This is a genomic window from Micromonospora yasonensis, from assembly GCF_026013475.1.
Taxonomy (GTDB): domain Bacteria; phylum Actinomycetota; class Actinomycetes; order Mycobacteriales; family Micromonosporaceae; genus Micromonospora; species Micromonospora yasonensis.
The window spans coordinates 1-7,203 of the sequence record NZ_JAPDPH010000300.1 but is presented as its reverse complement, the minus strand read 5'-3'; the positions used below and the strand labels follow the sequence as shown (position 1 = coordinate 7,203).

Annotated in this window: 6 protein-coding genes; 5 read left to right on the top strand and 1 reads right to left on the bottom strand. The window is 71.0% G+C overall.

What is annotated here, in order from left to right; all coding sequences use genetic code 11:
- Positions 1-597: 597 nt before the first annotated feature.
- The gene (locus tag ONA70_RS33370) at positions 598-1,656 is read left to right on the top strand and encodes a S8 family serine peptidase (protein ID WP_265010466.1); all 1,059 of its coding nucleotides are present in this window, start codon (positions 598-600) and stop codon (positions 1,654-1,656) included.
- Between the two features lie 110 nt (positions 1,657-1,766).
- Here the strand turns inward: ONA70_RS33370 and ONA70_RS33365 are convergent, their stop codons facing one another.
- A complete protein-coding gene (locus tag ONA70_RS33365; protein ID WP_265010465.1) occupies positions 1,767-2,939 on the bottom strand; it encodes an ROK family transcriptional regulator in 1,173 nt (390 codons plus the stop codon).
- Between the two features lie 120 nt (positions 2,940-3,059).
- Between ONA70_RS33365 and ONA70_RS33360 the strand changes: the two genes are divergently transcribed.
- Genes ONA70_RS33360 through ONA70_RS33345 form a run of 4 tightly spaced genes read left to right on the top strand, consistent with a single transcriptional unit; the run spans position 3,060 to position 7,193 of the window.
- A complete protein-coding gene (locus ONA70_RS33360; RefSeq protein ID WP_265010464.1) occupies positions 3,060-4,373 on the top strand; it encodes an extracellular solute-binding protein in 1,314 nt (437 codons plus the stop codon).
- Entirely contained in the window at positions 4,370-5,347 is a 978-nt protein-coding gene (locus tag ONA70_RS33355) for a carbohydrate ABC transporter permease (protein ID WP_265010463.1), read from the top strand. Before ONA70_RS33360 ends, ONA70_RS33355 begins: the two co-directional genes overlap by 4 nt.
- Positions 5,344-6,192, top strand: a complete 849-nt coding sequence (locus ONA70_RS33350; RefSeq protein ID WP_265010462.1) for a carbohydrate ABC transporter permease — start codon at positions 5,344-5,346, stop codon at positions 6,190-6,192. The genes ONA70_RS33355 and ONA70_RS33350 overlap by 4 nt, the downstream gene beginning before the upstream one ends.
- Positions 6,189-7,193 carry an SIS domain-containing protein gene (locus ONA70_RS33345; protein ID WP_265010461.1) on the top strand — a complete coding sequence of 335 codons (1,005 nt, stop codon included), beginning with the start codon at positions 6,189-6,191 and terminating at the stop codon, positions 7,191-7,193. Before ONA70_RS33350 ends, ONA70_RS33345 begins: the two co-directional genes overlap by 4 nt.
- The last annotated feature ends 10 nt before the right edge of the window (positions 7,194-7,203 follow it).

Here is a 7,203-nt window from a genome sequence, read left to right as displayed (position 1 = left end):
ACCGCCGGGGTGACCCGTTCCACGACGTCCATCGAACCTCCCTGATCGGCGGCGGACCGCGGGCCGGATGTTGACCAGCGCCGACCGACCACCGACCCGAAGCATTCCAGCAACGTCCCGGCGCCGGCGCACCGCCGCCTCGGCGTTGCCCGCACCCGGCGGCGCTCTGCCAAACGTCGTCGAAAAGCCAACCGGCGCGGTACATGATCAGGATCATGCGTTCGCCACGTGCCGTGCTCGACGAGACCGACTGGGGCAGCCTGGAACACGCCTACGACTCGGCCTCCGACACCCCGGTCCAGCTGGTGCGGCTGCTCAGCGAGGATGCCACGCTGTGCGGTGAGGCGCTCGCCTACCCGGGTGAACCCGATGAGCTGGCTTGCCAAGGCCGACCTGCCGACAGGCAGAGAGGACCTGCGCGCCATCCTCACCGATCCGTCCGACGCCGCAACGACCGGCTGCGCCGCGCTCGCCGAGTAGCCGAAGGCCGGGCCGTGGAGACGGTACGTCCTCCGGAATCCGGTCGGCGCTGTTGCATCTCGTGGCCGGTTGCCCCTCCTCCAGATGTAGCGCTGTCACATCTGGAGGAGGGGTCTCATGTCATTCGCCCGGTTGGTCGGCGGCACCGCGGTGGCTGCCGCTCTCGTGGCCGCCGCCGCGACCCCCGCACAGGCGGCGGTAAACGATCCGTTGTACGACAAGCAGTGGGGCCTGCGGCAGATCCATGCCGAACAGGCGTGGGGAACGAGCACGGGAGCCGGGGTCGTGATCGCGGTCGTGGACACCGGCGTCGACCTCACCCACCCGGATCTGAAGTCCAAGCTCGTGCCCGGCGCGACCTTCGTCGACTGCGGCACGACCTCGTGCGGCAACGGTGACTGGCGGGGTCCCGACGGCACGCCTGACGCGAACGACGAGCACGGCACGCACGTGGCGGGCATCGCCGCCGCGGAAACCGGCAACGGGCTCGGTGTCGCGGGCGTCGCCCCCGACGCGAAGATCATGCCGATCAAGGTCCTTGAGGCGGGCAGTGGCAGCTTCGCCGACATCGCTGCCGGCATCCGTTACGCGGCCGACCACGGCGCCAAGGTCGTGAACCTCAGTCTCGGCGCGCTGCCCGGCTCCCAGGCGCTCACCCTCACCGGGCTCGAGTCGGACGCCACCGCGGCGATCGCGTACGCGCAGGCGAAGGGCGTCGCCGTCATCGCCGCCGCCGGCAATGAGACCGCCCCGCTGTGTGACACGCCCGCCTGGGAACCCGGCGCCCTCTGTGTCGCCGCCACCGATCGCAACGAAGTGAAGGCGTGGTACTCCAACCTGGGCGTGAAGGCCGACCTGAAGGCCGTTGCCGCCCCCGGTGGCGCCGGGCTGGTCAACTGCGACGACGACGTTTGGTCCAGCGTCCCGGCGGGCAGCGGCTCGGCCTCGTGCGGGCAAGCCGACTACGACGCCTACGCCGGCACCTCGATGGCCACACCGTACGTGTCGGGAGTGGCAGCCCTGCTCTTCGCCCAAGGCCGCAGCCTCGACAACGTGTACTCGGTGCTGATGTCGACCGCCCGTACCCCGGTCACCGGCCTGCGCGGCCTCTACTCACCCGTTTACGGCTGGGGCATCGTTGACGCCCAGGCCGCCGTCGCCGCCCCGCGCACCTGACACCGACCGGACCGGCCAGCTGCGATGACGGCTGGAGCCCCAGCTCGGGAGCCAAACCCTGAGCTGGGGCTCCCGCCGGATCGTGCCCTCCGCTCGGCCCCCGGCCGGCGTCAGCCGACGTCGGAGCTGCCGGCGACTTCCAGGAGTTCGGCGCGGGCGGCCCGCAGCGCGATGTACAGCGCTCCGGTGAGGGAGGCTGCCTCACCCAGCGCGCTGGTCTCGATCCGCGGTGGGAACGGCGCGTACCCGTTGACGACGTCCCGGACCGTCGGCAGCAGCAGCGGATTGCGGCCGATGCCCCCGCCGAGAACAACGAGTTCGGGATCGAAGACCGCGCACGCGCTGGCGATGGTGAGGCCCAGCTGCCGGGCCTCCGCCTCGACCAGCTCACGCGCGGCGGGCACCCCTGTGGCCGCCTGGGCGAACAGTTCCTCCACCGAAGACGGCCGTTTGCCCGGCCAGGACCGGCGGGCGTCCAGTGCCGCCAGAACTCCGTACGCGCCGGCCTCGTCGGCCAACTGCTCCCTACCTCGCCCCGCCCGCTGCTCGGGCGGCACGGAGCCGGGCAGCGGCAGGTAGGCGACCTCGCCGGCGGCGCCGTGTGCCCCCCGGACGAGTTCGCCGTTATGGACCAGCCCCATGCCGATGCCGGCACCGACGGCCAGGAACGCGAACGTCGCCACGTCCCGCGCGTGCCCTCGCCAGCGCTCGCCGAGCGCCGCGAGGTTGACGTTGTTCTCCAGCACGATCGGCGCGTCGACGCGTGCCTCGAGCGGTGTGACCAGGTCGAAGGGACCCTCCTCGCCGAGGTTGTGGGCGGCCGACATGGTGCGGCCGTCGGCGTGCACGGCGCCGGGTGCCGATACGCCGACCCGGCGAAGAGGTCCGAGTCGGTCGGCCACCGCCTCGGTCGCCGCCGCGATCATCCGCGCCACCTTCACGGCCACCCGGTTCGCGCCGGTGGCCATGGTGGGCTGCTGCTGTTCGTAGCAGAGCGTCCCGCTCATGTCGGCCGCCGCGACCCGCAGATTGTCGCCGCCGACATCGACCGCCACCACGTAACCGGCCGTCGGAGCCAGCCGGTAGTAGGTGGGTACCCGGCCGGGTCGGCCGCGTCGCACACCGGCATCGACGATCAGGCCGCTGTCGACGAGCCGGCGTACCACCTCGGAGATGGTGGGCCGCGACAGGCCGGTCCGGCGGGCGAGCTCCGGACGGGTCATGGGCGCGCTGTCGAGCAGGGCGGCCAGCACCGCCCGACCGGACGGCTCGACGGAGACCAAGGCGTATCCACTCCTTCGCCGGTTGGACCCGGAAGGCGGCGCCGGCGGTCTTGACCGGTGATCGCGAACCGAGTACAAGTTTTTGTTAAGCAGCCTACCTAATGCCCCAGGAGGGCGATCATGTCAGAGAACATGAGCGAGCTGTCCAGGCGAAGGCTTCTCCAGTTGTCGGCGATCAGCGGCGCGGGACTCCTCCTCGCGGCCTGCGACGTCGGCGGCGGCAGTGACACGAGCGGCGACAGCGGCGCGGCGGGCACCGGCGAGGGGCAGATCAAGGCCCTCTTCATGAAGCAGGCCGGCTACTCCGAGGACGACATCCGCGCGATGACCGACGAGTTCCAGAAGAAGTACCCGAAGATCAAGGTCGAGCCGTCCTTTGTCGCCTACGAGGCGCTGCACGACAAGATCGTGGCGGCGGCCCCTGCCAGCACCTTCGACGTGGTGCTGATCGACGTGATCTGGCCGGCCGAGTTCGGCAGCAAGCGCATCGTCACCGACGTCACCGACCAGTTCCCCGCGAACTGGAAGAGCGACATGCTCGGCGGTGCGCTCGCCACCGCCGCCTACCGCGACCGCTACTACGGCGTGCCGTGGATCCTCGACACGAAGTACTTCTTCTACAACACCGACATGCTCAGCAAGGCCGGCGTCGACCCGGCGAGCCTGTCCACCTGGGACGGCGTCCGCACCGCCGCCCGAGCCCTCAAGGCCAAGAAGGTCGTCGAGTATCCGCTGATCTGGAGCTGGAAACAGGCCGAGGCCCTCATCTGCGACTACACCCAGCTCGTGGGCGCCTTCGGCGGCAAGTTCCTGTCCGACGACGGCAAGTCCATCGCCTTCAACACCGGCGGTGGCCTGCAGGCGCTGGAGTTCATGAAGCAGACCCTCGACGCCAAGCTCACCAACCCCAACTCGGCCGAATCCCTGGAGGAGGACGTTCGCAAGATCTTCTCCGACGGCCAGGCGGCCATGGCGCTCAACTGGACCTACCTGTTCAACGCGGCCAACGACCCCCAGCAGTCGAAGATCGCCGGAAAGGTCGGCGTGGCGTCGACACCGTCGGGACCGGCCGGCGCCCCCGGCGTCAACGGCTCGATGGCCCTGTCGGTCAGCACCGGCAGCAGGAACCAGAAGGCGGCCTGGACGTACATCAGCTACATCACCAGCGCCGAGGTGCAGAACACGTACGCCAAGAGTTCCCTGCCGTGCTGGACGAGGTCGTACGACGACCCCGCCGTGGCGTCCACCCTGCCGCAGGTCGTGCCGGTGGCCAAGAAGCAGTTGGCCGACCTCATCGCCCGGCCGCAGGTGCCCCGCTACAACGAGATCAGCCAGATCCTGCAGGCCGAGCTGCAGAACGCCCTGCTCAACCGGAAACCGCCGAAGAAGGCCCTGGACGACGCCGCCGAACAAGCCCGTACTCTGCTCTCATGACCGCCGCGCCACCGGCGCGCCCGGCACCCACCCCGCCGGCCACCGGACCGGCACCGCCGGCGCGCCGGTGGCCGTTGCGGCGGCACGCCGCCGGCGGCCAGATCCGGCTGGCGCTGCTCCTGCTCCTGCCGGCGGCGCTCGTCGTCTTCGGGGTGGTGCTGTACCCCGCCGGACGCGCCCTGGTCATCTCCTTCTACGACGTCGACAGCCCGTTTCCCGGCCGGTACCCGTTCGTCGGCCTGCGGAACTACACCGATATCCTCGCCGACCGCCGGCTGTGGACGGCCGTCGGGCACACCGCCTACTTCACCGTCGTCTCCACCGCGCTGGAGCTCGTCCTCGGGCTGGGGCTGGCCCAACTGCTCGCCGCGCCGCTGCGGCTGCGCTGGCTCTTCCGCGCGATCGTGATCCTGCCGTGGGCGCTGCCGACGATCGTCAACGGCGCCATGTGGCGATGGATCCTCAACGCCCAGTACGGTGTGGCCAACGCGCTGCTGACCGAACTGCACCTGCAGGACGGCTACCGGTCCTGGCTGGGCGAAGACCCCTTCCTCGCCCTGAACATGGTGGTCGTGGCCGACGTCTGGAAGAACACCTCACTGGTCGCGTTCTTCCTGCTGGCCGGCCTGCAGACGATCCCGCGGGGGCTCCACGAGGCGGCGCGGGTGGACGGGGCCGGGCCGATCCGCTCGTTCCTCCGCATCACCCTGCCGCTGCTGGTGCCCAACATCGCCCTCGTGCTGGTGCTGCGGACGATCGAGGCGTTCAAGGTCTTCGACATCGTCTACGTCATGACCGGCGGCGGTCCCGCGAGCGGCACCCAGACGATCACCTTCTTCACCTACCTCCAGGCGTTCTCCGCCCAGCGGTTCAGCTCGGGCGCGTCGTTGGCCTACCTGACCGTCACCGCCATCCTCCTGCTGGCCCTGGTCTACCTGCGGCTGCTGCGGCAGAGCGAGCTGAGGTCGCCGTGAGAGCCAGCCTGCGCTACCGGATCTTCCTCCACGTGGCCGCCCTCGCCGTGTCCGCCGTGATCCTCGCGCCGTTCGCCTGGTTGCTCTACTCGTCGTTCGTGGGCCAGACCGACCTGGTCTCCCGACCGATGCGCTGGCTGCCCGAGCACGTCACGCTCGACCGCTACCGCGAGATCTTCGCGGGCGGCGGCACCGGCGCGGGCGCCGCCTTCCGCAGCGCCATGGTCAACAGCTTCCTGGTGGCGGCCGGAACGGTGGTCATCTCGCTCACCGTCGGGGTGCTGGGCGGATACGCGTTGGCTCGGCTGCGGTTTCCGCTGCGGCGGGTGACCCTGCTGTCGTTCCTGGTCACCTACATGCTGCCGCCGATCGCCTTGATCATCCCGCTCTACCTGCTCATGTCGCGCTTCGGGCTGCTCGACACCCGTACCGGTCTGGTCATCGTCTACTGTTCGCTGGCCACGCCGTTCGCCCTGTGGAACATGAGCACCTTCTTCGCGTCGCTGCCCGTGGAGCTCGAGGAGGCCGCCCGGGTAGACGGGTGCGGTCGCCTCGGCGCCCTCGTACGGGTGATGCTGCCGCTGTCCAAGCCGGGCATCCTGGCCACCGCCCTCTACGCGTTCCTGTTGTGCTGGGACGAGTTCCTCTACTCGCTGATCTTCACGTCCACCGAGCAGGCCAAGACGATCCCCGTGGCGATCGCCGAGTTCACCGGACGCAACGCCGTGGACTTCGGCCTCATTGCCGCCGGTGGTGTTCTCGCGGCGCTGCCGCCGGTGGTGCTGGCGGTGGTGTTCCAGCGCTACCTCATCAGTGGTCTCGCGTCCGGGGCGGTGAAGGGATGACGGTCGCCTATCTCGACGGGGTGCGGGCGCAACCGGAGAACCTGCGGCGATCGGCGCTGACGGTGCGGGCGGCGCTGGCCGGACCGGCCGGCGCCCAGGCCGCCGCGGTGTCGCGCTGGGGGAGCCTGTCGGCTTTCGGGATGGGTGCCAGCGGCCACGCCGCCGCGGCCTTCGCCGCCGTCCTGCGCGCCGACGGCCTGCCCGTGACGTCGGCGAGCGCCGCGGATCTGCAGGGCGGCATACCGCGGGGACTCGCCGCCGCGTACGTCGGCGTCAGCCAGTCGGGCCGGAGCCGGGAGACGGTGGAGGCGCTGGCCGCCGTGCCGGCCGGGCCCGCTGTCCGGCTCGCCCTGACCAACCATCCGGACAGCCCCCTCGGCGTGCTCGCCGACACTGTCGTGCCGCTCGGCTGCGCCGAGGACACCGACGTGTCCACGCTCAGCTACACCGCGACGTTGCAGGCGCTCGGCCTGCTCGCGGAGCGGATGAGCGGCCGGTGCCGGACGGACTGGGAACTGTTGCCGGACCTGGCGGCCGAGGTGCTCGACGGCGACGGCGAGCCGCTGGCGGCGGCCCTCGCCGACGCCGGGTGCGTGGACGTGGTGGCCTCGGGGGTACGCCTGGCGACGGCCGGCGCTGCCGCGCTGCTCCTGCGCGAGGCCGCGCACCTGCCCACGGCCAGCTTCACCGTCCGTGAATACCTGCACGGCCCGGTGGAGGCGGCGGGGCCGGGCCGGGTGGCCCTGCTCTTCGGCGCGGGCCGTGCCCTCGCCCTCGCCCTCGATCTGGCCCGGTTCGGCACCCGCGTCGTGCTCGTGTCCGGCGCCGACGCCGATCTGCCCCGGCACGACAACCTGCTGGTGGTGCGGCTGCCGCCAGTTGCCGGCCTCGGCGGCTGTGTGCTCGACATCCTGCCCGTACAGCTCGCCGCGTACGTCCTGGCGCGGCGTGCCGGCCGGCCGATCGAGCTGCGTCACATGCCGGCCGACACGAAGCTCTAGGCGGAGCGGG